At 68.6% G+C, this 24,777-nt stretch carries 22 protein-coding genes; 5 read left to right on the top strand and 17 right to left on the bottom strand.

Going from position 1 to position 24,777, the window contains the following annotated elements; all coding sequences use genetic code 11:
• Positions 1 to 92: 92 nt before the first annotated feature.
• The 3 genes from BEI_RS03410 to BEI_RS03400 all read right to left on the bottom strand — a co-directional run bounded on the left by BEI_RS03410 (position 93) and on the right by BEI_RS03400 (position 3,775).
• A complete protein-coding gene (locus tag BEI_RS03410; protein ID WP_097788193.1) occupies positions 93 to 755 on the bottom strand; it encodes a LuxR C-terminal-related transcriptional regulator in 663 nt (220 codons plus the stop codon).
• A gap of 348 nt (positions 756 to 1,103) precedes the next feature.
• Complete coding sequence (acs, locus tag BEI_RS03405) at positions 1,104 to 3,053, bottom strand: acetate--CoA ligase (RefSeq protein WP_097788192.1); 1,950 nt, start codon at positions 3,051 to 3,053, stop codon at positions 1,104 to 1,106.
• 161 nt (positions 3,054 to 3,214) lie between these two features.
• On the bottom strand, positions 3,215 to 3,775 hold the full coding sequence (locus BEI_RS03400; protein WP_097788191.1) for a SprT family zinc-dependent metalloprotease: 561 nt from the start codon (positions 3,773 to 3,775) through the stop codon (positions 3,215 to 3,217).
• A gap of 70 nt (positions 3,776 to 3,845) precedes the next feature.
• Here BEI_RS03400 and BEI_RS03395 point away from each other — a divergent pair, with 70 nt between their 5' ends.
• Positions 3,846 to 4,496, top strand: coding sequence for a YecA/YgfB family protein (locus BEI_RS03395; RefSeq protein WP_097788190.1), 651 nt, complete (start codon positions 3,846 to 3,848; stop codon positions 4,494 to 4,496).
• A 162-nt stretch (positions 4,497 to 4,658) separates the two neighbouring features.
• Here the strand turns inward: BEI_RS03395 and BEI_RS03390 are convergent, their stop codons facing one another.
• Positions 4,659 to 5,780, bottom strand: a complete 1,122-nt coding sequence (locus tag BEI_RS03390) for a phospholipase D-like domain-containing protein (RefSeq protein WP_097788189.1) — start codon at positions 5,778 to 5,780, stop codon at positions 4,659 to 4,661.
• A 131-nt stretch (positions 5,781 to 5,911) separates the two neighbouring features.
• On the opposite strand from BEI_RS03390, the gene plsB reads away from it, so the two are divergent.
• On the top strand, positions 5,912 to 8,317 hold the full coding sequence (plsB, locus tag BEI_RS03385; RefSeq protein ID WP_097788188.1) for a glycerol-3-phosphate 1-O-acyltransferase PlsB: 2,406 nt from the start codon (positions 5,912 to 5,914) through the stop codon (positions 8,315 to 8,317).
• A 10-nt stretch (positions 8,318 to 8,327) separates the two neighbouring features.
• On the opposite strand, the gene BEI_RS03380 is transcribed toward plsB, so the two are convergent.
• The 6 genes from BEI_RS03380 to ampD all read right to left on the bottom strand — a co-directional run bounded on the left by BEI_RS03380 (position 8,328) and on the right by ampD (position 16,708).
• Positions 8,328 to 9,095 (bottom strand): class I SAM-dependent methyltransferase, encoded by a 768-nt coding sequence (locus tag BEI_RS03380; protein ID WP_097788187.1) that lies wholly within the window; start codon positions 9,093 to 9,095, stop codon positions 8,328 to 8,330.
• Complete coding sequence (gene tsaB, locus BEI_RS03375; RefSeq protein WP_097788186.1) at positions 9,092 to 9,796, bottom strand: tRNA (adenosine(37)-N6)-threonylcarbamoyltransferase complex dimerization subunit type 1 TsaB; 705 nt, start codon at positions 9,794 to 9,796, stop codon at positions 9,092 to 9,094. Before tsaB ends, BEI_RS03380 begins: the two co-directional genes overlap by 4 nt.
• Before the next feature lie 355 nt (positions 9,797 to 10,151).
• Positions 10,152 to 10,808, bottom strand: coding sequence for an adenylate kinase (adk, locus tag BEI_RS03370; RefSeq protein WP_097788185.1), 657 nt, complete (start codon positions 10,806 to 10,808; stop codon positions 10,152 to 10,154).
• Between the two features lie 230 nt (positions 10,809 to 11,038).
• Positions 11,039 to 13,051, bottom strand: coding sequence for a pyruvate dehydrogenase complex dihydrolipoyllysine-residue acetyltransferase (gene aceF, locus BEI_RS03365; protein WP_097788184.1), 2,013 nt, complete (start codon positions 13,049 to 13,051; stop codon positions 11,039 to 11,041).
• A 71-nt stretch (positions 13,052 to 13,122) separates the two neighbouring features.
• Positions 13,123 to 15,795 (bottom strand): pyruvate dehydrogenase (acetyl-transferring), homodimeric type, encoded by a 2,673-nt coding sequence (gene aceE / locus BEI_RS03360; RefSeq protein WP_097788183.1) that lies wholly within the window; start codon positions 15,793 to 15,795, stop codon positions 13,123 to 13,125.
• Between the two features lie 343 nt (positions 15,796 to 16,138).
• Positions 16,139 to 16,708: a 1,6-anhydro-N-acetylmuramyl-L-alanine amidase AmpD gene (ampD, locus tag BEI_RS03355; protein ID WP_097788182.1), complete on the bottom strand. Its 570-nt coding sequence runs from the start codon at positions 16,706 to 16,708 to the stop codon at positions 16,139 to 16,141.
• 76 nt (positions 16,709 to 16,784) lie between these two features.
• Here ampD and nadC point away from each other — a divergent pair, with 76 nt between their 5' ends.
• On the top strand, positions 16,785 to 17,636 hold the full coding sequence (gene nadC, locus BEI_RS03350) for a carboxylating nicotinate-nucleotide diphosphorylase (protein ID WP_097788181.1): 852 nt from the start codon (positions 16,785 to 16,787) through the stop codon (positions 17,634 to 17,636).
• A 3-nt stretch (positions 17,637 to 17,639) separates the two neighbouring features.
• Here the strand turns inward: nadC and BEI_RS03345 are convergent, their stop codons facing one another.
• A complete protein-coding gene (locus tag BEI_RS03345; protein WP_097788180.1) occupies positions 17,640 to 18,179 on the bottom strand; it encodes a GNAT family N-acetyltransferase in 540 nt (179 codons plus the stop codon).
• Between the two features lie 90 nt (positions 18,180 to 18,269).
• Between BEI_RS03345 and tsaA the strand changes: the two genes are divergently transcribed.
• Positions 18,270 to 18,992 carry a tRNA (N6-threonylcarbamoyladenosine(37)-N6)-methyltransferase TrmO gene (gene tsaA / locus BEI_RS03340; RefSeq protein ID WP_097788179.1) on the top strand — a complete coding sequence of 241 codons (723 nt, stop codon included), beginning with the start codon at positions 18,270 to 18,272 and terminating at the stop codon, positions 18,990 to 18,992.
• Between the two features lie 250 nt (positions 18,993 to 19,242).
• Here tsaA and purC read toward each other — a convergent pair whose 3' ends face one another.
• The 4 genes from purC to dapA are packed head-to-tail and all read right to left on the bottom strand — an operon-like array spanning position 19,243 to position 22,687.
• Positions 19,243 to 19,956, bottom strand: coding sequence for a phosphoribosylaminoimidazolesuccinocarboxamide synthase (gene purC / locus BEI_RS03335; RefSeq protein WP_097788178.1), 714 nt, complete (start codon positions 19,954 to 19,956; stop codon positions 19,243 to 19,245).
• Positions 19,957 to 19,997: 41 nt separating this feature from the next.
• Positions 19,998 to 20,786, bottom strand: coding sequence for an MBL fold metallo-hydrolase (locus BEI_RS03330; RefSeq protein ID WP_227644561.1), 789 nt, complete (start codon positions 20,784 to 20,786; stop codon positions 19,998 to 20,000).
• A gap of 11 nt (positions 20,787 to 20,797) precedes the next feature.
• A complete protein-coding gene (locus BEI_RS03325; RefSeq protein WP_227644560.1) occupies positions 20,798 to 21,757 on the bottom strand; it encodes an outer membrane protein assembly factor BamC in 960 nt (319 codons plus the stop codon).
• A gap of 45 nt (positions 21,758 to 21,802) precedes the next feature.
• Positions 21,803 to 22,687 (bottom strand): 4-hydroxy-tetrahydrodipicolinate synthase, encoded by an 885-nt coding sequence (gene dapA / locus BEI_RS03320; protein ID WP_097788175.1) that lies wholly within the window; start codon positions 22,685 to 22,687, stop codon positions 21,803 to 21,805.
• A 196-nt stretch (positions 22,688 to 22,883) separates the two neighbouring features.
• Between dapA and BEI_RS03315 the strand changes: the two genes are divergently transcribed.
• Positions 22,884 to 23,360, top strand: a complete 477-nt coding sequence (locus BEI_RS03315; protein ID WP_097788174.1) for a peroxiredoxin — start codon at positions 22,884 to 22,886, stop codon at positions 23,358 to 23,360.
• 36 nt (positions 23,361 to 23,396) lie between these two features.
• Here BEI_RS03315 and BEI_RS03310 read toward each other — a convergent pair whose 3' ends face one another.
• Both BEI_RS03310 and BEI_RS03305 read right to left on the bottom strand, forming a co-directional pair.
• Positions 23,397 to 24,512, bottom strand: a complete 1,116-nt coding sequence (locus BEI_RS03310) for an AI-2E family transporter (protein WP_097788173.1) — start codon at positions 24,510 to 24,512, stop codon at positions 23,397 to 23,399.
• Positions 24,509 to 24,757 carry a sulfurtransferase TusA family protein gene (locus tag BEI_RS03305; protein WP_097788172.1) on the bottom strand — a complete coding sequence of 83 codons (249 nt, stop codon included), beginning with the start codon at positions 24,755 to 24,757 and terminating at the stop codon, positions 24,509 to 24,511. Before BEI_RS03305 ends, BEI_RS03310 begins: the two co-directional genes overlap by 4 nt.
• Between the last annotated feature and the right edge of the window lie 20 nt (positions 24,758 to 24,777).

The raw sequence follows: 24,777 nt of genomic DNA, 5'->3' as shown, positions 1-24,777 counted from the left end.
ACCGCCCCCACGGCATGGCCTTGGGGGCGGTTGTTCTTCCAGCTTCAAGCTTCCAGGCGCGAAGCGCCGCTCTTCCAACTCCTGACCGAAGGTCAGGACTCGACCTTGGGCGGCTCCACCTCGAGCTTCTGGGCGGCGATCACCGCCTGGGTGCGGGAATGCACGCCGAGCTTGCGCAGGATGGCGGTCACGTGGGCCTTGATGGTGGCCTCGGAGACATTGAGCTCGTAGGCGATCTGCTTGTTGAGCAGCCCCTCGGTGAGCATGTTCAGCACCCGGAACTGCTGGGGGGTCAGGGAGGCGATGGCCTCGGCGAAGCGGGTCTCCTCCTCGTCGGCATCGCCCAGCGCCTCGGCCATCTCGGCGGGCAGCCAGACCTCGCCGTCGAGGATCTCGCCCACCGCCTCGGCGATCAGTTGCAGCGAGGAGGACTTGGGAATGAAACCGGAGGCGCCATAGTCGATGGCGCGACGCACCACGTGGAGCTCGTCGCTGCCGGACACCACGGCCACCGGGATGTCCGGCGTCTGGCCACGCAACTGGATCAGGCCGGAGAAGCCATGGGCCCCGGGCATGTGCAGGTCCAGCAGGATGAGGTCGGCGTCCGGATGGCGGGTGACCACCTCGGTGGTGGCCTCCATGGTGTCGGACTCGACGATCTCGGCCTGGGGTGCCACCTGGCGCAACGCCTGGGTCAGGGCCGCGCGGAACAGCGGATGGTCATCGGCGACGATGAATTTCTGGGCAAAGGCCATGGATTCTCCTCCGGTTCCGGGAGCAGCGGGGTGGGCCGACCGCCGCCTGCGGGACGCTTTAGTCTGTCACGGCATGTTACCCCATGGCCGAGGCGATTCCCAAGCGTTCGGCGGGTATTGTCGACAGTCTAGACCGGGCCAAAAGAAGCCGGCCACTCGGGCCGGCTCGGTCAGTTTCACAATGACCGTATCGAATGTGCGTGCGGAATGATGTCGCGAGCGAAGATAGGCGGGGGCGCCCAGCCTGGTTGCCGCCGGCAGCCAGGCTGGCCAGGTTCGTTCCCGACGAACCTGCGCGCTTCCTTATTCCCTATGGGTCGTCGAGCGCAGCAATCATTCCGCCGCACATCACTTGTTGGCGCGATTCTCGATCAGATCCTCCACCACCGAGGGATCCGCCAGGGTACTGGTATCGCCCAGGCCCTCGGTCTCGTTGGCGGCGATCTTGCGCAGGATACGGCGCATGATCTTGCCCGAGCGGGTCTTGGGCAGGCCCGGCGCCCACTGGATGACGTCCGGCGAGGCGATCGGCCCGATGTCCTTGCGCACCCACTGGGTCAGTTCCTTCTTGAGCTCATCGCTGGGCTCCACGTCATCGGCCAGGGTCACGTAGATGTAGATGCCCTGCCCCTTGATGTCGTGGGGGAAGCCGACCACGGCGGCCTCGGCCACGGCCTCGTGGGCCACCAGTGAGGACTCGATCTCGGCGGTGCCCATGCGGTGGCCGGAGACGTTGAGCACGTCGTCGACCCGCCCGGTGATCCAGTAGTAGCCGTCCTCGTCGCGGCGGCAGCCGTCGCCGGTGAAGTACATCCCCTGGTAGGTGGAGAAGTAGGTCTGCAGGAAGCGGTCGTGGTTGTTCCAGATGGAACGGGCCTGGCCCGGCCAGGAGTCGAGCATCACCAGGTTACCCTCGGTGGCCCCCTCGAGGATGTTGCCCTCGTTGTCCACCAGGGCCGGCATCACGCCGAAGAACGGCAGGGTGGCGGACCCCGGCTTGAGATCCACGGCACCCGGCAGCGGGGCGATCATGATGCCGCCGGTCTCGGTCTGCCACCAGGTATCGACGATCGGGCAACGCTCCTTGCCGATGACCCGGTAGAACCATTCCCAGGCCTCGGGGTTGATGGGCTCGCCCACCGAGCCCAGGATCCGCAGACTGTCGCGGGAACTGGAATCCATGACGTTGTCGCCGTGCGCCATCAGGGCCCGCACCGCGGTCGGCGCGGTGTAGAGGATGTTGACCCCATGCTTGTCGACCACCTCGCCCATGCGACCGTTGGTCGGGTAGCTGGGCACGCCCTCGAACATCAGGGTGATGGCGCCATTGGCCAGCGGGCCGTAGACGATGTAGCTGTGGCCGGTGACCCAGCCGACGTCGGCGGTGCACCAGTACACCTCGCCGTCCTGGTAGTCGAAGACGTACTGGTGGGTCAGGGCGGCGTGCAGCAGGTAACCGCCGGTGGTGTGCTTGAGGCCCTTGGGCGCCCCCGTGGAGCCGGAGGTGTAGAGGATGAACAGGGGATCCTCGGCGTTCATCTGCTCCGCCGGGCACTCGGTGGCCTGCTTGTCCACCAGGTCGTGGAACCAGACGTCACGCCCGTCCTTCCAGTCGATCTCGCCGCCGGTGCGCTGGACGACCAGCACCTTCTCGGCCACGTCGGTTCCGTCGCGGGTCAGGGCCGCGTCGACGTTGTCCTTGAGCGGCACCCGCTTGCCGCCGCGAACCGACTCGTCGGCGGTGATCACCACCTTGGAGCCGGCGTCCTTGACCCGCTGGGCCAGGGCATCCGGGGAGAAGCCGCCGAACACCACGGAGTGGATGGCCCCGATGCGGGCACAGGCCAGCATGGCCATGGCCGCCTCGGGGATCATCGGCATGTACAGGGTGACGGTGTCGCCCTTGCCGACCCCCAGCTCCTTGAGGGCATTGGCCAGCTGGCAGGTCCGCTCGTAGACCTGGCGATAGGTCAGGGTCTTGGACTCCTGGGGATCATCGCCTTCCCAGATGATGGCGGTCTGGTCCCCGCGGGTCTCGAGATGGCGATCCAGGCAGTTGACGCTGGCGTTGAGGCTGCCGTCCTCGAACCAGCGGATGTCCACCTGGTGGGTATCGAAGACGGTGTGCTTGATCTTGTTGGGTGCCTTGAACCAGTCGAGGCGCTTGGCCTGCTCGGCCCAGAAGCCTTCCGGATCATCCAGGGAGCGCTGATACATGGCCTGGTAGGTCGCCTTGTCGGCCCAGGCCTTGGCGGCGATATCTTCGCGTACCGGATGGACGTGCGGTTGCTCACTCATGGAAATGCCTCTGTCCTCGGGGTGGCCCCTTCAGGTTGATGAAGCCGGCCGCGTTGTTGTTGGCCCGGCCGGCGCCATAAAGTGATTTCAGCATAAACCCCTGGCGCCCCGGCTTCCCTCTAGACATTGGTATGAGCGGCTTTCTTTTTTAAAACAATAGTTTAAGAAGGAGTTCCAGACACTTGCCGGCCAAGATAGACCAAGGTCTGAGCACATCGACGGCAGCGATAGACGCGCCCTGCCTCGACCAGGGCATGGCGCCTCGACGTGAAGGCGTGCTCCCGACAGCCGCAACGATAGCGATGGGGCGCGGGACTCGACCGGGCGGTATCGAAGCGGTGGGTCGTGCGTGGCGGGACGCCGAACAGCCTGAGCATGACCGTGCGCCACTCGTGCCCATGGGGGCGCGCCCGGTGGCCGTCCTCGAGGTGATGCACCAGCCAGTGCGCCATCTCGTGGGGCACCACCTCGACCAGGAAGGCATGGCGATTCTCGTCGAAGAGGACGGGATTGAAGCGCAAGCCGCCGCGGCCGAAATGGGTCTGGCCGGCGGCCTTGCCTCGCAGGTCGAGCCAGACGCGGGGTCTGGGGAGAGTGTCGTGGAACTCCCGGCACAGCCGCCAGGCGGCCTCTACCCGGTCGTGCAGGACCCGCTGGCTGGCCGCCCGGTCGAGGGCGGCCAGCCAGCGGCTATCGGGATCGGGCAGCGCGGGCGAGGGCATGGGATGCTAGAATGGCGTCCCGTTCCGATGGCGTAAAGCCCCGCGCGAGACTTCTGCGAGTTAACAAACCATGTCAGACGACAAGCCCCAGCCCCACCCCCTGCTCGACGACGAGGCCCTGGACCGGCTCGACGACTTCCTGGCGTCGGAGCGCGTGGATGCCGATGCCCTGGACCTGATCGGCGCCCACGGTTTCCTGGTGGCCCTGGCCGTGGCGCCCCGGGACGTGCCCCCCGCCACCTGGGTGGCGGAACTCTTCCACGGCGAACCCGCCTTCGACGGCGATGCCGAGCGCGAGGAGGTGCTGGCGCTGCTGGAGCGACTGCGGCGCAACGCGATCGAGGTCCTGGAAGCGGGTGGACTGCCCGAGCTGCCCTTCGACCTGGAACTCGGCGATCTCGCCCCGGAGGAGACCCCCATCGGCGACTGGTGTGCCGGCTTCATGGAAGGCGTCTTCCTCGACGAGACGGCCTGGTTCGCCGAGGACGAGGAGGCCGCCGCCACCCTGCTGCTGCCGTTCATGCTGCTGTCGGGCCTGTTCGACGAGGAGCCGGACATGGCCGAGCTGGCCAATGATCGCCGCCGCCTGGAGAGCCTGGTGGCCCAGCTCCCCGAACTGGTGCTGGACCTCTACCTGCACTACCGGGTGCCGCCGGAAACGCCCAAGCCCAAGCCGCGCCGCAAGGCCCCCGCGGGGCGGGGCGGAAAGCGCAAGCGCTAAGCGCCGAGCGCAGCTGGAAGCTGGAAGCTGGAAGCTGGAAGCTGGAAGCTGGAAGCTGGAAATCAGCTTGAGTTTCCTGGCAGGAGTATCAAGCCCTTTCTTCGAGCTTCCAGGCGCGCAGCGCCGCTCTTCCGGCTTCAAGCTTGACCCGGCGAAGCCGGGTCAGCGTAATCGGGTCAGCAGCCCGTCGAGAGTGCCGTAGAGCCATTCCCGCAGCCGCTGCAGGCGCGGCCGGCGGGCCCAGACCTCGTGGTGGATCTCGTGGCTGGCGGCGAAGTTGCGCTGGAAGAGCTCGGCCACCTCGGCCGCGAAGCGCGCATCGCTCACCTCCTGGTTGGCCTCCAGGTTCCACTGCAGGCTCCAGTGATCGAAGTTGCAGGACCCCAGGCTGACCCAGTCGTCGGCCAGGCTGATCTTGGCGTGGATGAAGGAGGGCTGGAACTCGAAGATGCGTACCCCGGCGCGCAGCAGGCGACCGTAGAAGCGCTGGCCGGCGTAGCGGACGCCGGGATGGTCATGGCTGTCGCCCGGCAGCAGCAGGCAGACCTCCACCCCACGCCGTGCGGCCCGGGCCAGTCGCAGCCGCAGGCTCAGGGTGGGCACGAAGTAGGGGGTACAGATCCAGATCCGGCGACAGGCCCCGCTCACCTGACGCTGCAGGGAGTGGCGGATGGCCTGGTAGCGATAGCCCTGCCCCCAGACCACCCGGCCCCGCATGCCCCGATAGTCGTCCCGAAACCGGCTCACCACGCCTAGGCCGTGCACCAGCTTCGGATCCCCGGGCCCGCGGCTCATCGGTGAATCCCACAGGCTCGAGAACAGCCGCATCCAGTCGGCCACCACCGGCCCCTCGATGCGCATCGCCACCTCGTACCAGGCATCCAGGAAGTCGTCGACCACGCCGAAGCCGCCGGTGAAGGCCACCTCGCCGTCGATCACGGCCAACTTGCGGTGATCCCGAGTCAGGTTGCGTGTCAGGGAATGCAGGCCCAGCGGGTTGAACCAGCGCAGGGCCACGCCGCCCGCCTCCAGCCGACGCCGATCCGCGGTTTCGAGGCCCATGGCGCCATAACCGTCGAGCAACAGCATCACCGTGACGCCCCGTTCGACGGCGTGGCACAGCGCCTCGATCAGGGCGGTAGCCAAGCGGCCGGATTCCATGAGGTAGAGCTCGATGAGCACCGAGTGGCGTGCCCCCTCCACGGCCTCGAACATGGCCGGCAGGAACCGCGCCGCCTCGGGCAGCAACTCGAAATGGTTGCCGTCTCGCCACATGCCGTGCATGACGCCTCCCTGGCCGCGATGGAGGAATTCATTGACGCACGTTTCCCCGTCCGGGAAAAGTCGTCCGCCCCCTGCCCCGCCCTTCCCTCCCTCGCTATACTGGACGCTCACTTGACCGCACAGGCAACCGGATGGCCTCCCCGCTCAGGGTATTGCGCGCCCCCTTGCGGCGCCTGCTCGCCGCCTGGGTCCAGGTGCGGCGGATCGAGCCGCCACCCTCGGCGCTGGACCTCGCTCCGGATATCCCCACCCTGTATGTGCTGCCCCGGGCCTCGCTGTCCGACGGTCTCCTGCTGGAGAGCCTGACCGACCGCCACGGCCTGCCCTCGGCCTCCGCCCGGCATCACCTGGGCGATCGGGACACCTCGGCACTGCTGCCCCTCCCCGGCCCCTGCACCGGACGACCCACGCCGCTGCGCCACCTGCTGGTCTCCGGCCAGGAGGTGCAGCTGGTGCCGGTGAGCGTCTTCTGGGGACGCGCCCCGGGCAAGGGCTTCGGCTTTAGGCATCTGCTGGCCGCCGACGGCTGGCGGCTCGCCGGCCGGCTGCGTCGGCTCCTGTCGGTGCTGGTCAACGGTCGGGACCTGGAGATCCACTTCGGTGCCCCGCTGCGCCTGTCCGAACTCGCCGATGACCGCGACCCGGCGCTGATCGAGCGCAAGGTCGCCCGCCTGCTGAGGGTACACTTCCGTCGTGTTCGCGCCCGGGTCCTGGGTCCCGATCTCTCCCATCGTCGCACCCTGATCGAGGCGGCGGTACGCAGCGCCGAGGTGGAGCGAACCATCGCCGAGCAGGCCGGGAGCGATCCCACCGCCCGCGCTCGCCTGCGGCGACGGGCCCGGCGCTACGGCCACGAGATCGCCTCGAACATGAGCTACCCGGTGCTGCGGTTCCTGGACGGCGTGCTGCAGCGGCTATGGAACCGGCTCTACGACGGGATCGATGTGCTGGGCATGGAAAGGGTCAAGGCCCTGGCCGGACGGCATACCCTGGTCTACGTGCCCTGCCATCGCAGTCATGTGGACTACCTGCTGCTGTCCTACGTGCTGTATCGCCAGGGACTGATGCCGCCGCACATCGCCGCCGGGCGCAACCTCGACATGCCGCTGGTGGGGCCGCTGCTGCGTCGCGGCGGCGCCTTCTTCATGCGCCGCAGCTTCCGTGGCCAGCCGCTCTATGCCCGGGTCTTCGAGGAGTACCTGCATCGCCTGCTGGCCCGCGGCCACAGCCTGGAGTACTTCATCGAGGGCGGGCGCTCACGCAGCGGGCGGATGCTGCCGGCCCGTCCGGGGATGCTGGCCATGACCCTGGGATCCTTCCTGCGCAGCCAGGCCCGGGGCGGCGCGCCGCTGTCCTTCGTGCCGGTCTACATCGGTTATGAACGCATCCTCGAGGAAGCCAGCTATCAGCAGGAGCTGGCCGGCAGTGCCAAGCGCAAGGAGACACCGCTCGCCCTGCTCAGGGTGCTCGGTCGGCTGCGTCAGCCACATGGCCGGGTGACGGTGAGCATCGGCGAGCCCCTGGCCCTGGCCACCTTCCTCGATCGGGTACAGCCCGGCTGGCGGGAGACCGGCGGCGAGCCCCGCCCGGCCTGGCGCCAGGCCGTGGTGCCGCGACTCGGCGAGACGCTCACCCGACGCATCAACGCCGCGGCCACGCTCAATCCGGTCAACCTGGTCGCCCTCGCCCTGCTGTCCACGCCTCACCAGGCCCTGGAAGCCGAGCTGCTCGAGCGTCAGCTGGCGCTGCTGGCCGAGTTGCGGCGCACCCGACCGGGGGAGACGCCTTGCGGCCTCCCGCCGGGACGCCCCCGGGACTGGATCGATCGGGCTCGTGCGCTGGGACTGATCCACTACCATCCCCATGCGCTGGGCGACATCGTCACCGCCGATGCCCGCCAGGCCGCGCGCCTCGCCTGGTACCGCAACAACGTCCTGCATCTCTACGCGCTGATCGGGCTGGTGGCCTTCGCCTTCCGCCATCACGCCCGGCACGGCCGGGACGAACTGGCGACGCTGCTGGCCCCCGGGTGGCCGGTGCTGGCCCATGAGTTGTCCCTGACCCCACCCGACTCGCTGCCACAGGCCGTCGAGGCGGTCTGCACGACGCTGTCGCGGGAGGGACTGCTCACCCTGGAGGGGTCGGGCTGGCGACGGCCGGACGGCCTGGCGGAGGCCGAGCAACTGCGCATGCTCGGCCTGCTGATGCAGCCCCCGCTGGAGCGCGGCTATCTGCTGCTGGCCTCCCTGCTCGGCGAGGCGCCGGGACGCTTCACCCACGCGGAACTGGCCGACCACACTCGCCAACTGGCCGAGCGACTGGCCCAGCTCACCGGTCGCGAGGCGCCGGAGTTCTTCGACGCACGGCTGTTCGATGGCCTGGTCAGGAGCCTGGAAGCCGAGGGCTGGCTGGAGACGCGGGACGGCCGCCTGCACTATGGCGAGGCGCTGCGCGAGGCGGCACAGCGCAGCCGGGCGCTGTTCGACCCGGCGCTACGCCATCGCCTGGAACGGGTCACCGCCCGGCGGGCCCGCTGAAGGGACTGCCTCAGGGGGTCAGGGCACGGTGAACGTAGAGATCGTACCGGCTGGTCTTGCCCTCGATCACATGGCGCGGGGGCGGGCCCTCGATCGGGGGCGCCTTGCGCGGTCGCTTGACCACCACCCGGTGAGTCGCCACGTCCAGGGCGGCCTCCAGCAGCCGCGGGGCATCGGCATCGTCGCCGGCCAGCGTGCGGAAGAGGCGCATCTCCTTCTTGACCAGCGCCGACTTCTCACGATGGGGAAACATCGGATCCAGGTGGATCACCTGGGGGGCCACCCCGCCCTCGGCGACCAGGGCAGCGAGCTGCTCGCCGGCGTCGCCGTGAACGAGGTGCATCCGGGCCGCGATGGCCGTGGTCTCGGGCGCCTCCCGGGCGCGACTCAGGCCGTCCTCCAGCAAGGCGGCGATGGCCGCCACCCGTTCGACCAGCAGGACCTCGGCGCCGAGGGTCGCGAGCACGAAGGCGTCACGGCCCAGGCCGGCGGTGGCATCCACCACCGAGGGCGTCACCCCCTTGGCAAAACCGCAGGCACGGGCGATCAGCTGGCCCCGTCCCCCGCCGAAGCGGCGTCGATGCGCCGCGCGGCCCTCGACGAAGTCCACCGCCAGGGGCTTGCCGTAGGCTCGGGAATCGCCTTCCAGCACCAGGCGACCGCCTTGCCGGCGCAGGACCAGCGGGGCCTCGGCCCCCTCCGGCGCATCCCGCTCGGGAAGCCTCCAGTGCTCGGCCAGGGCGGGCTCCCCTTCGACGGCGACGGGCGCGGGACTCATCGGCTCTTCCGCCAGGCGACCCGGTCGCGCAGGTAGACCGGCTGCACCTCGGCGGCGGGGCGACCTTCGCCGGCCGCGAAGGCGTCGGCGGCCAGCAGCACCATGTCCTCGGCGGCCGCTTCCTGGTCCGGCAGGCACAGGCCCATGCCGGCCTGGACCTCGGCCGGCATGGCCTCCCACAGGCTCCAGCCGGAGCCCACCCCGACCCAGTCATGGTCGGCATGGCCGGCGGGCAGACGCAGACGCTCGGGCGGCATCACCGTCTCCTCGGTCAGCGCCTCGACCCGGCCCCGGTCGCATTGCCAGGCGGCGGTGTAGACCTCGCCCATGCGCGCGTCCAGGGCGGTGATCAGGTAGCGATAGTGATGGCGTCGATGGGCCCCCAGGGCCAGCGCCTGCAGGGTGGAGACGCCGAGCAGCGGCCGGTCCAGCCCGAAGGCCAGGCCCTGGGCCGCGCCGGCGGCGATGCGCAGGCCGGTGAAGGAGCCCGGCCCCCGGCCGTAGGCCAGCGCGTCGAGGTCGGCGGGCGCGACCCCGGCCTCGGCCAGCACCTCGTCGACCATGGGCAGCAGACGGCGCGTGTGGGCCCGGGGGGTCAGTTCGAAACGGGAGATCAGGAGATCGTCGGCCCCCTCGCGGCGGTGCAGCAGGGCGGCGGAGCAGGCGCTCGAGGAGGCATCCAGGGCCAGCAGGATCGGCATGGGACTCTACAGGGTGGCAGCAAGTGTCGGGGCATTATACGCCAACGGCCCGCAGGATGCGGGCCGTGACGATCGTTGAGTAGAGCAATCGCCGTTGGGTCTGACGAGGGGCGCCGGGGACAGGTCGGAGAGGGGGTCCTACGCCAGGGGTGAGGAGGATTCCTCCGAACGGGTTGGCCACGGATGGCCAACCCAGGCCCTGCAAGCGGAGCAGGATGCGAGAGCGCTGCAGGGCGTCTAGCGCCCACGGGGTTCACAGCGCCCCCTCGTCGGTCCGGCGCTCCGGGACCTGTCGACGGATTTAGCCCCGAGCAATAACCCTAAAGGCGATAGCCCTGGATCGCCTGAGAATGACTCATCCTTCGAGGGCGTCGATCACCTGCCTGGTGATGTCATCGACGCTGCCCACGCCGTCCACCTTGTGGTAGGCCGGGGCGTTCGCCGGATCCTGCTGGGCCCACTCCTGGTAGTACTCCACCAGGGGCGCGGTCTGGTCATGGTAGACCGAGAGGCGGTTGCGCACGGTGGCCTCGCTGTCGTCGTCGCGCTGGATCAGTGCCTCGCCGGTCACGTCGTCCTTGCCCGCTTCCTTGGGCGGGTTGTGGTCGACGTGGTAGACGCGGCCGGAGGCCGGGTGAACGCGACGACCCGCCAGGCGGTTGACGATCTCCTCGTCGGGGACGGCGATCTCGAGGACGTGATCGATCTTCACGCCGGCTTCCTTCATGGCGTCGGCCTGGGGGATGGTCCGCGGGAAGCCGTCGAACAGGAAGCCATTGGCACAGTCCGGCTGGCCGATGCGCTCCTTGACCAGGGCGATGATGATGTCGTCGGACACCAGGCCGCCGCTGGTCATGATCTCCTTGACCTTGAGCCCCAGCTCGCTGCCTTCCTTGACGGCGGCGCGCAGCATGTCGCCGGTGGAAATCTGCGGGATGCCGTAACGCTCACAGATGAACTGGGCCTGGGTACCCTTGCCGGCACCCGGGGCGCCCAAGAGGATCACACGCATCGAAACTTGCTCCTTAGAAGTGGGGTGGATCGTATAGACAGGAAACGAGTGAAGCGAACCATAACCGGGCCGCTGGCGCCACACAAGCGACGCGGCGACGCAGGTGCCGGTCGCAATGAAAAAAAAGTCCTTGAGCTCAAGGACTTTGACCGCGAATAGCACTTTGGTCTTCCCGACCGGAAACGCCGACGGCGCCTTGCGGCGCCGTCGGGTCGAGGCAGGAAGGCGCCTCAGAGCAGCAGGCGACGGATGTCCGTCAGGGCCTGGCCGAGGAAGGCGGTGAAACGCGCCGCGTCCGCGCCATTGACCGCGCGATGGTCGTAGGAGAGCGACAGGGGCATCATCAGCCTCGGCTGGAAGGCCCCGCCGTCCCATACCGGCTTGGTCTGCGCCTTGGAGACGCCGAGGATGGCGACTTCCGGCGCGTTGACGATCGGCGTGAAGGCGGTGCCGCCGATGGAGCCCAGGCTCGAGATGGTGAAGCAGCCACCGGTCATCTCTTCGCGCTTGAGCTTCTTCGACTGGGCCTTGCCGGCCAGTTCCACGGACTCCTTGGCCAGCTCGATCAGCGACTTCTGATCGGCGTCGCGGATCACCGGCACCATCAGGCCGTCCGGGGTATCCACGGCGATGCCGATATGCACGTACTTCTTGTGCACCACGGTCTCGCCGTCGCTCTTCAGGCTGACGTTGAACTGCGGGAACTTCTTCAGCGCGTAGGCACAGGCCTTGATCAGGAACGGCAGCGGCGTGAGCTTGGCGCCCTGAGCCTCGGCCTCGGCCTTCATGGACTTGCGGAAGGCCTCGAGCTCGGTGATGTCCGCCTCGTCGAACTGGGTGACGTGGGGCACGTTCAGCCAGCTGCGATGCAGGTTGGTGGCGCCCATCTTCATCAGGCGGCCCATGGGCTTCTCTTCGATCTCGCCGAACTGGCTGAAGTCCTGATCGGGGATCGGCGGGATGCCCGCGCCCCCCTCGGCCGCGGCGGGCGCGGCCGCCGGCGCCTTGGCCTGGCCGGCCATCACCTGCTTGACGTAGGCGTGGACGTCCTCCTTGAGCACCCGCTCCTTGGGCCCGCTGGGCTTGACCAGGCCCAGGTCGACACCGAGTTCGCGGGCCAGCATGCGCACCGCCGGGCCGGCGTGGACGAGCTTGCCGTCCCGCGGCTTGTGGGCGGCCATCTGTGCCTCGGGACTGGGCCGTCCCACCGGGGCGGCGGGCGTCGGCTTCTCGGCGACGGCCGTGGACGTCCCGGCCGTCGCCTCGGCTTGCGTGGCGGCCTGCTTGGCAGCCGGCCGGGGGGCGGGCTTGGCGCCGGCGGTCTCGATATAGCCGATCAGGTCGCCCTCGGAGACGGTATCGCCCTCCTTGACGGTGAGCTCGACCAGCTTGCCCTTGAAGGGGCTGGGCACGTCCATGGAGGCCTTGTCCGACTCCAGGGTGATCAGCGGGTCTTCCTCGTCGAGCTCGTCGCCGACGCTGGCGGCGATCTCGATCACCGGCACGTCGCTGGATCCGGACAGGTCCGGCACCCGCACCTCACGGCGCTCGGGCTCGCCGGAGGCGGCTTCGGCGGGCGCTGGCGACTCCTCGGCCGGCTCGGCCGCCGGGGCCGGTTCGGCGGGGGCGGACTCGGCCTCGCCGCCGGCCCCCTCGACCTGCATGGTGCCGATGACGTCGCCCTCGGAGACGGTATCGCCCTCCTTGACGGTCAGGCCGACGATCTTGCCGGCATGGGGGCTCGGCACGTCCATGGAGGCCTTGTCCGACTCCAGGGTGATCAGGGTGTCCTCTTCGGCCACCTCGTCGCCCTCGGCCACCGCCACTTCGATGATCTCCACGTTCTCGGAGCCACCCAGGTCGGGCACCTTGATCTCCACGGTCCGGCTGCCGCCGCCCGCGGCCTTGGCGGCCGGCTCGGGCTGGGGCTGGGACTCGGGGGCGGACGCCTCCTGGGCCGGGGCCTCGGCGGCCTCGCCGGCCTCACCGCCGGCATCGCCACCCCCCTCGGCTTCGAGCTCGACGATGTCGTCGCCCTCGGAGACGGTGTCGCCCTCCTTGACCAGCACCTTGAGGACCTTGCCGCCCTTGGGGGCCGGAACGTCCATGGAGGCCTTGTCGGATTCCAGGGTGATCAGGGTGTCCTCGGGCTCGATGACGTCGCCTTCCGACACCGCGATCTCGATGATTTCCACGTCGGTGTCGCCACCGATGTCGGGCACTTTGATGATTTCGCTACTCAAGGTCGCGCTCCTTCAAACTCTTGACGGGGGCGGGCCGTCCGGCCCGCCATGCCACCGGGTCGGTCGACCCCTTACACCTCGAGCGGGCTGGGCTTGTTGGGATCGATGCCGTACTTCTCGATGGCCTCGCCGACGACCTTGCGATCGATCTCGCCCCGGTCGGCCAGCGCCTTGAGCGCGGCCACGGTGACGAAGTAGCGGTTGACCTCGAAGAAGTGGCGCAGCTTCTCGCGGGTGTCGGAGCGGCCGTAGCCGTCGGTCCCGAGTACATGGTAGTCGGTCGGCACCCAGGCACGAACCTGGTCGGCGTAGAGCTTCATGTAGTCGGTGGAGGCGATGGCCGGACCCTGGCGGCCTTCAAGGCAGGCCGTGACGTGCGGCGTGCCCGGCTCCTCGGCCGGCTTGAGGAAGGCCTGGCGATCGATCTCCAGGGCCTCGCGGCGCAGCTCGTTGAAGCTGGTGACGCTCCAGATATCGGCGCCCACGCCCCATTCCTCGCTGAGCAGCTCGGCGGCGGCCTCGACCTCGCGCAGGATGGTGCCGGAGCCCAGCAGCTGGACGCGCCCCTTGTCGCCCTGGGTCTCGCGCAGCAGGTACATGCCCTTGATGATGTCCTCGGCGGGGATCTCCTCCAGGGCCGGCTGCTCGTAGTTCTCGTTCATCACCGTCAGGTAGTAGAAGCAGTTCTCCTTGTCGGCGAACATGCGCTTCAGGCCGTCCTGGACGATGACCGCGACCTCGTGGGCGTAGGTCGGGTCGTAGCTGCGGCAGTTGGGGATCATCGAGGCCTGGAGATGGCTGTGACCGTCCTGGTGCTGCAGGCCCTCGCCGTTGAGGGTGGTACGCCCGGCGGTGCCCCCGACCAGGAAGCCACGGGCCTGCATGTCGCCGGCGGCCCAGGCCAGGTCACCGATGCGCTGGAAGCCGAACATCGAATAGTAGACGTAGAACGGCAGCAGCGTGGTGTTGTGGTTCGAGTAGGAGGTGGCGGCGGCGATCCAGGCGGACATGGCGCCGGCCTCGCTGATCCCCTCCTCGAGGATCTGGCCCTGCTTGTCCTCCCGATAGAACATGATCTGGCCCTTGTCCACCGGCTCGTACTTCTGCCCCTCGGAGGTGTAGATGCCGAGCTGACGGAACATGCCTTCCATGCCGAAGGTCCGCGCCTCGTCAGGGATGATCGGGACCACCCGCTTGCCGATCTGCTTGTCCTTGACCAGGCCGTTGAGGATGCGCACGAAGGCCATGGTGGTGGAGATCTCGCGCCCCTTGGAGCCGCCGGTCTGGGAGGCGAAGGTCTTGTCCTCCAGGGCCGGGATCGGCAGGGCCTCGAAGTCGCTGCGACGCTGGGGCAGGTAGCCGCCCAGGCGCTCGCGCTGGAGGTGCATGTACTTCATCTCCGGACTGTCGTCGTCCGGCTTGTAGTAGGGCACGTCCTTGAGCTGCTCGTCGGACAGCGGAATGCCGAAGCGATCGCGGAACTTGCGCAGCGCCTCGTATTCCATGGTCTTGACCTGGTGAGCCTCGTTGGCGGCCTCGCCGTCACCGCCGCCCATGCCGTAGCCCTTGACGGTGTGGGCCAGGATCACGGTGGGACGGCCGTTGGCGTTGTGCACCGCCTCGTGGTAGGCCGCGTAGACCTTGAACGGGTCGTGGCCGCCACGATTGAGCTTCCAGATGTCCTCGTCGGACATGTCCTTGACCATCTCGGCGGTTTCCGGGTACTTGCCGAAGAAGTGCTCCCGGGTGTAGGCGCCGCCGTTGGCCTTGTAGTTCTGGTAGTCGCCGTCGACCGCCTCATCCATGCGCTTCTGCAGGATGCCCTTCTTGTCCTTCTCGAACAGCGGGTCCCACAGGCGGCCCCAGACGACCTTCTGCACGTTCCAGCCGGCCCCGCGGAAGATGCCCTCCAGCTCGTCCATGATCCGTGAGTTGCCGCGCACCGGACCGTCCAGGCGCTGCAGGTTGCAGTTGATGACGAAGATCAGGTTGTCGAGCTTCTCGCGGCTGGCCAGGTGGATGGCGCCCAGGGACTCCGGCTCGTCGCACTCGCCGTCGCCCATGAAGCACCAGACCTTGCGGTCCTGCATGTCCTTCAGCTCGCGGGAGTCCACGTACTTCATGACATGGGCCTGGTAGATGGCCTGGATCGGACCGAGGCCCATGGAGACCGTGGGGAACTGCCAGAAGTCCGGCATCAGCCAGGGGTGCGGGTAGGACGACAGGCCGTCGCCGTCCACCTCCTGGCGATACTTGTCCATCTGTTCCTCGGTCAGGCGTCCTTCCAGGAAGGCGCGGGCATAGATGCCCGGCGCCACGTGGCCCTGGATGTAGACCAGGTCGCCCTCGAAGTCGCCATTGGGCGCGCGGAAGAAATGGTTGAAGCCCACGTCATACAGGGTCGCCGACGACATGAAGCTGGCGATGTGGCCGCCCAGCCCGGGGTTCGCCCGGTTGTTGCGGATCACCTGGGCGATCGCGTTGTAGCGAATCACCGAACGGATGCGACGCTCCATGAAGAGATCGCCCGGCATCGGCGCCTCGCGGTGCACCGGGATGGTGTTGCGATGCGGCGTCGTCACCGAGAAAGGTACCTGCATGCCATCGCGACGCACGCGATCGGCCAGGCGGGTCATCAGGTACCGGGCGCGTTCCTCGCCCTCGCGATCCAGGACCGACTCCAGGGAATCCAGCCATTCCGCGGTTTCGACCGGATCGAGATCTTCTCTTGTCACAAGACTCATAGACGTCTCTCCGAATGACGTTGGGGGCTACAGCCCCGCAGCAAGGGGGTGTGGCGCTTGTCGAGTATGGCATGAAGGGATCACCCTCATACCACCAGCCAAGGGTTGTAGTCGTTTTACAAGGCAACGCGACCATTGTCGGTAGGTGCGCTGACGATACCGCAAACGCTCGCGGCTGCCAATTGAACCAGAATTGGAAAATCTTTTCAAAACCAGCGACACCCGCTCTACATCAAGCCTGGCGAGCGATCCGCGCAAGATCCGGCACACACCGCACCGGGTTGGTGAGACAAGCTGCATGATCCTGCACAAGGGCACCAACATGGAGCATAGCCGCGTAGGTTTACGTAGATATGTCGATCCGCGACAACCGCTGACGGAAAAAGGCCCAGTCGAAGGCCGGGCCGGGATCGGTCTTGCGTAGTGGCGCGACATGGGCATGGCCGGTGATGCGATCGGGCGTCAGCGCCGGATAGCGCGCCATCAACGCCCGCGTCACCCGCGCCAGGGTCCGGTACTGGGCCAGTGCATAGGGCGTGACCTCGTCGCCCTCCAGCTCGATCCCCACCGAGAAGTCATTGAGCCCCCGGCGTTCGACGCCGCCGTCCCGCCAGCGCGACCGGCCGGCGTGCCAGGCTCGCTCGTGGAATGGCACGAACTGCACGCATTCACCATCGCGACGGATCAGCAGATGGGCCGAGACCTCGAGCCCGGCGATCTCGGCGAAGAAGGGATGCGCCGCGGGATCCAGGCGGTTGGTGAACAGCCGCTCGATGGCATCGCCGCCGAACCGCCCCGGCGGCAAGCTGATGGAATGCAGGACCAGCAGCGAGATCTCGCCGTCCGGTCGAGCGTTCCTGTTGGGCGACGGAACCCGGCGGGCCTCCTCGAGCCATCCCTGATGAATCGACATCTCTCCCCCTGACGTCCGGCGTGGCGTTTCCCCTATAATGAACGCCCCAAGCTTCCCAGCACAGAGACCACGCCCCATGCACTACCAGGACGCCCTCGCCGAAGAGATCCGCGACAGCGCCGCCCGGCTGCTGGCCGAGGATGTCGGCCCCGGCGACATCACCGCCGAGTTGATCCCCGAGAAACAGTGGGCCCGGGCCCGGGTGATCACCCGGGAGGACACCGTGCTCTGCGGGGTGGCCTGGGTCGACGAGCTGTTCCGTCGCCTGGATCCGCGGGTCCGGCTCCATTGGCTGGCCGCCGACGGGGACCGACTCGACGCCGGGGCGACCTTCCTCGAGCTGGAAGGACCGGCCCGCAGCCTGCTCACCGGCGAGCGCGCGGCCCTGAACCTGCTGCAGACCCTCTCCGCCACCGCCACCCGCACCCGGCACTACGTGGACCTGCTGGAAGGCACCGGGGTACGCCTGCTCGACACCCGCAAGACCCTGCCCGGCCTGCGCCTGGCGCAGAAGTACGCGGTGACCTGCGGCGGCGGCCACAACCATCGCATCGGGCTCTATGATGCCTTCCTGATCAAGGAGAACCACATCGCCGCCTGCGGCGGCATCGCCGCGGCCGTCGAGGAGGCCCGGCGGATCGCCCGGGACCTGCCGGTGGAGGTCGAGGTGGAGAGCTTCGAGGAGCTCGACCAGGCGCTCGCCGCCGGGGCCGACGTGATCATGCTCGACAACTTCTCGCTGGACGACATGCGCGAGGCGGTGCGCCGCAACGACGGCCGCGCCAGCCTCGAGTCCTCGGGCAACGTCGACGAGACGACCCTGCGGGCCATCGCCGAGACCGGCGTGGACTGCATCTCCAGCGGCGCCCTGAGCAAGGACGTCAAGGCCATCGACCTGTCGATGCGCATCGTCGAGCAGGAGGCCTGAGGCTCAGGCCTCCGCCAGCGACTTCTCCAGGTGGCGGCGGCGCAGCCGCTGGCCACCGCGCTCGACCCACTCCTCGCGCACCCGCCGCCAGCCGTGACGCTCGAGGCCGTCGGCCATCACCAGGCTGGCGTCGATGGTCACCCGCTCGGCCCCCTGCCCGCGTAGCAGGTCCTCGGCGTGTCCCAGCAGGGTCGTTCCGATGCCGCGCCGGGCCAGCGACGGCCAGACGTAGAGCGACTCCACGTGCCCCTGCCGGGTGTCCAGCTCCAGGAAGGCCACGCAACGTCCGTCGCAGGTCGCCACCAGGGTGGTGTAGAGCGCCTGCCGAGCCACCCAGGCGCTGCCTTCCCGGGGCAGCACCGCCGCCCAGGCTTCCCGGGCGGCCAGGTCGTAGTGACCCATGGCCCCCTGCATGACGGCGTGGTGGAAGACCTCGGCCTGATCGCTCCCGTCCTGCGCCCGAGCCTCGCGATACAGGATGCGCGGCGCCGGCCGGGGCTCGCCGGCTCGGGGGGATGCGATCTCGGTGTCGGAATGACGCATGGGAAGCTTCCTGCGAAGATGAAGACGCCGACGAGCTTACCCAAGCGCAGCGTGCACGCCAATGCCTGTCCCCGACCGCCAGGAAGGAACATGACCGACACCCTCGCCGATGCCTTCGTGCTGACGCCCATCGGCCATATCGAGAGCGACTACCCCGACAAGTTCGGCATTCCCCGCCAGCCGGGGCTCGCCGGCGCCGCCCGGGCGACCCTGGTGCTGGCCCCGCCCTACGACGACCCGCTGGCGGTGCGCGGCCTGGAGGCCTTCAGCCATCTCTGGCTGACCTTCGTCTTCCATCGCAGCCCGGAGCGCTGGACGCCCCTGGTGCGCCCGCCACGGCTCGGCGGCAATGCCAAGGTCGGGGTCTTCGCCAGCCGCAGCACCCACCGGCCCAACCGGCTGGGGCTTTCCCTGGTGGAGCTCGAGGCCATCGACACCCGCGGCGGGGTGCGCCTGGCGCTGCGCGGCGCCGACCTGGTGGACGGCACCCCGGTGCTGGACCTCAAGCCCTACCTGCCCTGGGCCGAGGCCCACCCCGAGGCCCGCGCCGGCTTCGCCCCGGCGCCCCCGCCCGCGCTCCCGGTCGCCTTCACGGCCGACGCCGAGACCGCCCTGGCCGCCCGGGCCGACGGCGACTCGCTGCGCGCGCTGATCCGCCAGGTGCTGGCCCAGGACCCACGCCCGGCCTATCGCCGCGGCGCCGAGGATCGGATCTACGGCGTCCGCCTGCGCGACGTCGACGTGCGCTTCCGGGCCGAGGCGGCAGACGACGGCACCACGGCCCTGAAGGTCGTGGAAATCGTGGCGGTGTAGGGGCCGGAGACGACGATGCCCTCGGTGGCGAGTGGCGAGTGGCGAGTGGTGAGGTGGCCCTGAAAAAGTAGACACCTTGATCAGGCAGCGGCTTCAAACGCCTTGGGCGATTGAGGTGGCCCTGATGATAGGGTCGCCTTCCTACAACGCGAAACCCCCACCGGACTCGTGGTTCGGTGGGGGGTTCCTTTCTACTTTCTACTTGTTACTTGCTGCGCGAAGCCGGAGGCGCCTTCGGCCCACGCGGCGGTCAGTCGAACGAGACGCCGATGCGCCGCCCAACCTCCTCGTAGGCCTCGATCACGCCGCCCAGGCCCTGGCGGAAACGGTCCTTGTCGAGCTTCTCGCGGGTCTCGGCGTCCCAGAGGCGGCAACCGTCCGGCGAGAACTCGTCGCCCAGCACGATCTGCCCCTGGAAGACGCCGAACTCGAGCTTGTAGTCCACCAGCAGCAGGCCGCCATCGGCGAACAGCTGCTTGAGCACCTCGTTGACCCGGAAGGTCAGGGCCTTCATCTCGGCCAGCTGCTCCGGGGTCGCCCAGCCGAAGGTTTCGGCCAGGGACTCGTTGATCATGGGATCGTGAAGCTCGTCGTTCTTGAGGAACAGCTGGAAGGTGGGCGGATCAAGCTCGCTGCCCTCCTCCACGCCGAGGGTCTTGACCAGACTGCCCGCGGCGATGTTGCGCACCACGCACTCCACCGGGAGCATGTCCAGGTTCTTCACCACGCACTCGGTGTCGGACAGCAGCTCCTCGAAGTGGGTCGGGATCCCGGCTTCGGCGAGCTTGCCCATGATGAAGGCATTGAAGCGGTTGTTGACCTTGCCCTTGCGCGCCAGGGACTCCATGCGCCGGCCGTCGAAGGCACTGGTGTCGTCGCGGAAGTGCAGGATCAGGCGATCCGGGTCGTCGGTGGCGAAGACCGACTTGGCCTTGCCGGCATAGAGTTCTTGGCGCTTTTCCATGGGAGCCTCCACAGGCAACAGTCAGATGGAATTCTGGAATCTCAGGTGATCGCCTGCCAGTCCAGCCCCTGGTCCTGGGCTGCCACGGTCAGGCGGGAGGGGTCGCCGTCGAGCAGGGGCGTCAGGGCCTCCAGGGCCAGCTCGGGGCGATTGTTGTGTTCGGACAGGTGCGAGCAGACGATGCGCTGCAGGCGGTCCAGCCCCAGGCGTTGCAGCAGCCAGGCGGCCTGGGCGTTGGCCAGGTGGCCCCACTGGCCGCCGACCCGACGCCTCAGGCTCGGCGGATAGGGGCCGGTTTCCAGCAGGTGGACATCGTGGTTGCACTCCAGGATCAAGGCATCGCAGCCCTGGAAGGCCTCGACGACGTGCTCGCTGGGGTGCCCCAGGTCGGTCAGCAGTCCCAGCCGACGCCCGGCGGCGGCCAGGCGGAACTGCACCGGCTCCCGGGCATCGTGGGGCACGGTGACCGGGTCGATGTCGATGCCCTGGATGCAGAACGAGGACTGGGGCGTGATCCAGTGGCGGTGCGGCAGCTCGCCGAGCCTGCCCGACAGCCAGGTCCCGGGGGTAAGGTAGACCGGAAGCCCGTGGCGTCTCGCCAGCGGCCCCACCCCGCGCACATGGTCGCCGTGTTCATGGGTGACCAGCACGGCATCGAGCTGGCGGGGATGCAGGCCGAGACGCGCCAGTCGCCGCTCGGTCTCCTTGAGGCCGAAGCCGCAGTCGACGAGCAGGCGTGTCTCGCCGTCGCTGACCAGGGTCGCGTTGCCCTTGCTGCCGCTGCCCAGGGAAGCATAGTGCAGCCGGCCGGCGGCCGGCTCCGGGGGCACCACCGCCGTCATCAGCCCAGCAGGCCCGCCACCCGCTCGAGCAGCTCACGCCGGTCCTCGGCGGAGAGCTCGCGCTCGTCGGCGGGCAAGGCTCTCAGCACGCTCTGCTCGGGGCCGGCGGCCTCCAGCACCAGGCGAATGCGCTGGGGGGCTTCCCCGCCCAGGCTGGTAAGGGCGCCCAGCAGGCCGGCGCTGCGCTCGCTCAGGGTCAGGTAGTCGACGACGAAGGCATGGGCCTGGGCATCGCGGGCCACCAGCTCGCGACGACCGGCCACGGCGAAATCGCTCTCGAGCTGGTAGCTCAGCTCGGCCCAGGTGCGCTCCAGGTCGAAGGGCACTGCCAGGCGCCATTCGCCGCCCTCCCGGGTGAGCCGCGGGCGGACCCGGTCCTCGGGGCGCTGCACCCCCAGGGAGGAGGCACTGGCGGTGGCGCCGCGAGCCTCGAAGCGCCGCGCCAGGGCACGCAGGCAGCCCTCCAGCGGCGCCCCGTCCTGCTCGCAACGCAGCTCGCTGGCCCCGCGCTGCAGCCCGGGTCGCACACTCAGGCGGGCCTGGGACGTCACCAGTTCGCCGGCCGAGGCGTCGCGGCGCACCACTTCCAGCTCCCGCTCCTCGACGAAGCGCTCGAGCTCGGACCAGACGGCGCTGGGCTCGGCACCCACCACCAGCCAACGGCGATCCCCCACCTCGCGACGGGCGACGGCACCGGGTTCCACGCCGCTGCCGGCGCCCAGCGCACGGGGTGGCGGCACCCGGAACTCCTCGCCCTGGGAGACGAAGGCGCCCGTGGCCTCGGGGACCGGCATGGCGTCGCGATAGCGCCGCGTGTCGCGCCCCTCGGGCAGCACCAGGGGCGCACTCTCCTCGGCATCGACGTAGTCGGCGCGACGGTCGTCGAAGTAGCCGTCGCGCGCGCAGCCGGCCAGGGCCAGCGTCGCCACCAGCGGCATCCATTTCAGCGCAGAGCTCATGCGTCCACCTTGCTCCAGTTGTCCAGGTCGCGGCGGGCTCACCGCTCAGTCATCGATCAGGCCGGCCAGCTGCAGGGCCTCGCTGACGGTGGAGTGATACTTCTCGGAAAGCCAGGTCAAGGGCAGGCGGATGCCCGGCTCGATCAGCCCCATGCGATGCAGGGCCCACTTGACGGGAATCGGGTTGGCCTCGATGCCGAGGTTGGTGTGCAGCGGCATCAGGCGGGTGTTGATCTGATGCGCCTTCTCGCTGTCGCCCGCCACGGCGGCGGCACACAGCTCATGCATGGCGCGGGGCGCGACGTTGGCGGTGACCGAGATGTCACCGTGGCCGCCCATCAGCATGAAGTCGCAGGCAGTGCCGTCGTCGCCGGAGTAGAGCATGAAGTCGCTGCCCTTGAGGCGCGCGATCAGGTCCTCGGCGCGCTCCAGGTTGCCGGTGGCATCCTTCAGGCCGACGATGTTGTCGACCTGGGCCTGGCGCAGCACGGTCTCGTTGTAGAGATCCGAGCAGGTGCGGCCCGGCACGTTGTAGAGGATCACCGGCAACTCGCTGCCCTCGGCCACGGCCTTGAAGTGGCGATAGAGGCCTTCCTGGGTCGGCTTGTTGTAGTAGGGGCACACCGACAGGCAATAGTCCGCCCCCACCTCGCTGGCGTAACGGGCCAGCTCCACCGCCTCGGAGGTGGCGTTGGCGCCGGTGCCGGCGATGACCGGGATGCGGCCGCCGACTTCCTCCACGACGGCGCGGATCACGTCGAAGTGCTCGGCGAACGACATGGTGGTCGGCTCGCCGGTGGTCCCCGCCGCGACGATGGCATCGGTACCATTGTCCAGGTGGAAGTTGACCAGGGCCCGCAGGGCCTCCCAGTCGATATCGCCGTTGACCTTCATCGGTGTCGCCAGCGCGACGATGCTACCCGTGATCATCCTCTGCTTGTCCTCTCGCTGCCTGCCGGGCGACCGCTGGGGCCACGATCGCCATGGGAATACCCGCCCTCGCCTGCGGGCTCGCTGCCAGGGGTCAAATGGTACTCAGGCCTCGAGACCCTGTACAGCGGCGACTTTACAGTCGCGCGCCGGTTGCGTGTAATCGAGGCTTTGCCACCCATCCGGAGGAATCCCCATGAGCGTCAGCCTCGGCCAGCCCGTGCCCGACTTCACCGCCACCGCCACCGGCGACACCACCCTGACCCTCTCGGAGCTGCGCGGCCAACAGGTGGTCATCTACTTCTACCCCAAGGCCAGCACGCCCGGCTGCACCACCGAAGGCGGCGATTTCCGCGACCGCAAGGCGGCCTTCGACGCCGCCAACACCGTCATCGTCGGCGTCTCCCGGGACGGCATCCGCGCCCAGGAGAACTTCAAGGCCAAGCAGGACTTCAACTTCCCCCTCCTCTCCGACAAGGACGAGGCGGTCTGCAAGCTCTTCGACGTGATCAAGCTCAAGAAGCTCTACGGCAAGGAGCATCTCGGCATCGAGCGCAGCACCTTCCTGATCGATGCCGACGGCAAGCTGGCCCGCGAATGGCGGGGCGTGAAGGTCAAGGGACACGCGGACGAGGTCCTGGAGGCCGCCCAGGCCCTGCATGCCGGGCAGTGAGCCCGGTCTCCAGGGGCCGCCGGGGCGACGGCGGCCTCAGGGCTCCTCGACCACCTCCTGATCCTGGTGGGCGGCCTTCTCCTCCTGGCGCCGCTGCTGGATGCCGCGGGGCCAGGCATAGACCAGCGCCTTGAGCAGGGTGGCCAGCGGAATGGCGAAGAAGATCCCCCAGAAGCCCCAGACGCCGCCGAAGAACAGCACCGCCAGGATGATCGACACCGGATGCAGGTTCACCGCCTCGGAGAACAGCACCGGCACCAGGACGTTGCCGTCCAGCGCCTGGATCACCCCGTAGGCGATCAGCACGTAGAGGAACTGGTCGCCGACGCCGAAATGGAAGCCGGCCACCGCCGCCACCGGCACCGTCGCCACGGCGGCGCCGATGTAGGGCACCAGCACCGACAGCCCCACCAGCACCGCCAGAAGCGCCGAATAGGGCAGCCCGAAGAAGGCGAAGGTGAAGAAGGACACCGTGCCGACAATGACGATCTCGGTCACCTTGCCGCGCACGTAGTTGGCGATCTGGGCATCCATCTCCTGCCAGACCCGGGTCATCAGGCCGCGCTGCCGGGGCAGCAGGGAGACCGCGAAGCTCACCAGCCGGTCGCGATCCTTGAGCATGAAGAACACCAGGATCGGCACCAGCACCAGGTAGACGATCAGCCCCACGATATTGCCCAGCGAGGCCAGCGACAGGGACAGCGCCCGCTGGCCGAGCTGGGTCACCTCGCGGCCGGCCATGCCGATCCAGTTCTGGATCTGATCCGGCGTCACCAGCTGCGGGTAGCGAGCCTGAAGATCGTCGAGCAGCTGCTGGCCGCTGGCGAACATGCGCGGCGTTTCCTGAACCAGGTTGACCAACTGGTTCCAGATCAGCGGCAGCAGTACCAGAGCCATGGCGAGCAGGACGCCCAGGAAGGCCAGGTAGACCAGCATCACCGCCAGGAAGTGAGGGATGCGTCGCCGGGTCAGGGCGTTGACGCCCCCCTGCAGCAGGAAGGCGATCACCAGGGCGGTCAGGAAGGGCGCCAGCATCTTGCCCAGCCAGATGACCACCGCGAAGCCCAGCACCAGGACCACCAGCAGGATGACCGCCTCCTCGTCGGAGAAATAATGGTCGACCCAGCTACGCAGGACCGCCCTCAGCGTCATGACGCCGACTCCCCGCCCTTGCGGATCCAGTAATGGTAAACCTCGCCGCGCTCCTCGCGAGCCGGCATCTCATGCGGGCTCTGGTCGATGAAGGTCTCGAAATCGCGCCATGAGCCCGCGTCGGTGGCCATCACCTCGAGCAACTGGCCCGGCGCGAGGCGCGACAGCGCCTGCTTGGCCTTGAGCAGGGGCAAGGGACAGGGGAGCCCCCGTGCGTCGAGGACGTCGTCGGGTTGCACAGCCATGATGTCTCCCGGGAGAATGC

Source organism: Halomonas beimenensis (assembly GCF_002549795.1).
GTDB lineage: Bacteria > Pseudomonadota > Gammaproteobacteria > Pseudomonadales > Halomonadaceae > Halomonas > Halomonas beimenensis.
The sequence above is the reverse complement of the archived record's forward strand: the minus strand, read 5'-3'. Positions and strand labels throughout refer to the sequence as shown.